We start from the raw sequence: 3,066 nt of genomic DNA, 5'->3' as shown, positions 1-3,066 counted from the left end.
CCGGCGGACCGTCCCGCCGCCCCGTCGCCCGCGGGTTCCGGGTCACCGTCGGCGGGGTCCTGCGCACGCACCGTCTCCGGCACCGGTTCCGTCCCTTCGCCGTCCCGCGCGGTCACACGAACCCCTGTTCCGTCCACGGCTGACGCAGCCCGCGCAGCACGTGCGCGGTGGTCAGCGCCGCCTCGACCGCCTCGTGCCCCTTGTCCTCCGTCGACTCCGGCAGGCCGGCCCGCGCCAGCGCCTGTTCCTCCGTGTCGCAGGTCAGCACCCCGTTGCCGACCGGGGTGCCCTCGTCCAGCGCGACGCGGGTCAACCCCGCCGTCACCGAGTCGCACACGTAGTCGAAGTGCGGTGTCCCGCCGCGGATCACCACGCCGAGGGCCACGACCGCGTCATGCCCCCGCGCCAGCGCCTGCGCCACGACCGGCAGCTCCACCGCACCGGACACGCGCAGCACCGTCGGCTCGTCGGCCAGCGGCACGTCCCGCACGGCCCGCAGCGCCGAGTCCACCAGGCTGTCGGTGATCCGGGTGTGCCACCGGGTCGCCACGATCCCCAGGCGCAGGTTCGCGCACCGGCTCAGGTCCTGCCCCGTGTCGGGACGTCCTTCTCCACTCATCCCCGGTGTCCCGTCGTCTCCGGTCGTCCAGTCAGCTTCAGCGCCCAGTCAGCCTCGGCGCCCGGTCACACCGGGCCCCCGCCGTCCCGGTGCTCGGTCACCTCGGCGCCGACCTCGTCGAGGTGTTCCAGCTCGGACAGGTCGTGTCCCATCCTGTCACGCTTGGTCCGCAGGTACCGCAGGTTCTCCGGGTTGGGCGAGGTCGGCAACGGCTCCCGTCCGGTGACCCGCAGGCCGTACGCCTCGATCCCGACCCGCTTGGCGGGGTTGTTGGTCAGCAGCCGCATCGACCGGACCCCGAGGTCGAACAGGATCTGCGCCCCCGTGCCGTAGTCGCGGGCATCGGCGGGCACCCCCAGCTCCAGGTTCGCGTCCACCGTGTCGGCACCCGAGTCCTGCAGCTGGTACGCCTGCAGCTTGTGCAGCAGGCCGATCCCCCGGCCCTCGTGTCCCCGGATGTAGAGCACGACACCGCGTCCCTCGGCGGCCACCGCCCGCAGCGCCGCCTCCAACTGCGGGCCGCAGTCGCACCGCAGCGACCCGAACACGTCCCCGGTGAGGCACTCGGAGTGCGCCCGCACCAGGATGTCCTCGCCGTCGCCGATGTCGCCGTACACGAAGGCGATGTGCTCGATCCCGTCGAGCAGGCTGTCGTACCCGATCGCGCGGAAGGTTCCCGCCGCGAGCGGGACACGGGCCTCGGCCACGCGCTCGACCTGCCTCTCCTTGCGCCTGCGGTAGGCGATCAGGTCGGCGATCGTGATGAGCTTGAGTTCGTGGTCGGCGGCGAAGACCTCCAGCTCGTCCCGCAGGGCCATGTCGCCCTCGTTCTTCTGCGACACGATCTCGCACAGCACCCCGGACGGGGCGAGCCCGGCCATCCGCGCCAGATCCACCGCGGCCTCGGTGTGCCCCGGCCTGCGCAGGACCCCGCCGTCCTTGGCCCGCAGCGGCACGACGTGGCCGGGCCTGCGGAAGTCGGACGGCTGCGACTTCGGGTCGGCGAGCAGGTTGATGGTGTGGCTGCGGTCGGTGGCGGAGATGCCGGTGCCGATCCCCTCGGCCGCGTCCACCGTGACCGTGTACGCGGTGCCGCGCATGTCCTGGTTGGTGTGGAACATCGGCGGCAGGTCGAGCCGGTCGCAGTCCGCTCCGGTGAGCGAGGTGCAGATGTAACCCGAGGTGTAGCGCACCATGAAGGCGAGCAGTTCGGGGGTGGCCTTCTCGGCCGCGAAGATCAGGTCGCCCTCGTTCTCGCGGTCCTCGTCGTCGACCACGACCACCGGACGACCGTTCGCGATGTCGTCGATCGCCGCCTCGATCAGGTCGATGTCCGGTGTGGGACCGGCCTCAGTCATGGTCACGCGTCCTCCTTGCCCACGCCACTCCCCACCGTATCCCCCGGAAGGTGGACGGCGGCCAGTCGCTCCACATACTTCGCGAGCACGTCCACTTCCAGGTTGACCGCCTCGCCCGGCTCGTTCCGGCCGAGCGTGGTCGCCCGCAGCGTGGTGGGGATCAGCGCGACGGTGAGCTCCTCGTCCGTGACACCGGCCACGGTCAGCGAGATCCCGTCGACGGCGATCGACCCCTTCTCCACGACGTAGCGCGCGAGCTCGGGCGGGAAGGCGAACTGGGTGAGCCCGTCCGGGTCCCGGGACAGGAACGTGCCCGTCCCGTCCACGTGCCCCTGCACGATGTGCCCACCGAACCGGTCGCTCGCCGCCATCGCCCGTTCGAGGTTGACCCGCCTGCCCGGTTCGATCCCGCGCAGGCTGGTGCGCTCCAGGGTCTCCGGCACCACGTCCACGGTGAACTCGTCGGCGGAGACCTCGGCCACCGTCAGGCACACCCCGTTCACGGCGATCGAGTCGCCGTGTTTCGCGTCCCCCGTGACCACGGGCCCGCGGACGGTGACGCGGCTGCCGTGCGGCTCCTGCCGTACCCGCGTGACCTCGCCGAGCTCCTCCACAATGCCGGTGAACACCTAGTCGCCTCCCTCGCCCGTGACCGGGACGGCGGAGATCCGCACGTCCTCACCGCTCATGGTGGCCCGTTCGACCCGCCAACGGTGTGCCTCGGTGATCGTTGACACTCCCGCCTCGCCCAGAGCCGCGGGCCCGGCGCCCAGCAGCACCGGGGCGACGAAGGCGACGATCCGGTCCACCCGGTGCGCGGCCACGAACGCGCCCGCCAGGGCGGGTCCGCCCTCCAGCAGCACGTCGACGATCCCCCGCTCGTCCAGGGCGGCCAGCACCGCGTCCGGATCGCGGGTACGGACCCGCAGCGTCTCCGCCGAGGAATCCAGCACCGCCGCCTCCGGCGGGATCTCCCGGGTGCCCACGACCACCCGGAGCGGCTGACGTCCGGCGGGGGTGCCGTCGGCGCCGCGCACGGTCAGTCGCGGGTCGTCGGCGAGCACGGTGCCGGTGCCGACCACGACCGCG

At 72.5% G+C, this 3,066-nt stretch carries 4 protein-coding genes; all 4 read right to left on the bottom strand.

The window, feature by feature from the left end:
- Nucleotides 1-112: 112 nt before the first annotated feature.
- Complete coding sequence (gene ribH, locus SACHA_RS0104965; RefSeq protein ID WP_019807648.1) at nucleotides 113-619, bottom strand: 6,7-dimethyl-8-ribityllumazine synthase; 507 nt, start codon at nucleotides 617-619, stop codon at nucleotides 113-115.
- Between the two features lie 65 nt (nucleotides 620-684).
- A complete protein-coding gene (locus tag SACHA_RS0104960; protein WP_039737988.1) occupies nucleotides 685-1,977 on the bottom strand; it encodes a bifunctional 3,4-dihydroxy-2-butanone-4-phosphate synthase/GTP cyclohydrolase II in 1,293 nt (430 codons plus the stop codon).
- Between the two features lie 2 nt (nucleotides 1,978-1,979).
- A complete protein-coding gene (locus SACHA_RS0104955; RefSeq protein ID WP_019807645.1) occupies nucleotides 1,980-2,606 on the bottom strand; it encodes a riboflavin synthase in 627 nt (208 codons plus the stop codon).
- On the bottom strand, nucleotides 2,607-3,066 hold a 460-nt coding region (locus tag SACHA_RS20340), incomplete at its 5' end, for a RibD family protein (RefSeq protein WP_039737987.1).

It is taken from the genome of Saccharomonospora halophila 8 (genome assembly GCF_000383775.1).
Classification (GTDB): domain Bacteria; phylum Actinomycetota; class Actinomycetes; order Mycobacteriales; family Pseudonocardiaceae; genus Saccharomonospora; species Saccharomonospora halophila.
Note: the sequence above shows the minus strand (reverse complement) of the source record. Positions and strands in the feature narration are given on the sequence as shown.

Coding starts and splice junctions, on each gene's coding strand:
- SACHA_RS0104960 (WP_039737988.1), bottom strand. CDS start 1,977: ATGACTGAGGCCGGTCCCACACCGGACATCGACCTGATCGAGGCGGCG.
- ribH (WP_019807648.1), bottom strand. CDS start 619: ATGAGTGGAGAAGGACGTCCCGACACGGGGCAGGACCTGAGCCGGTGC.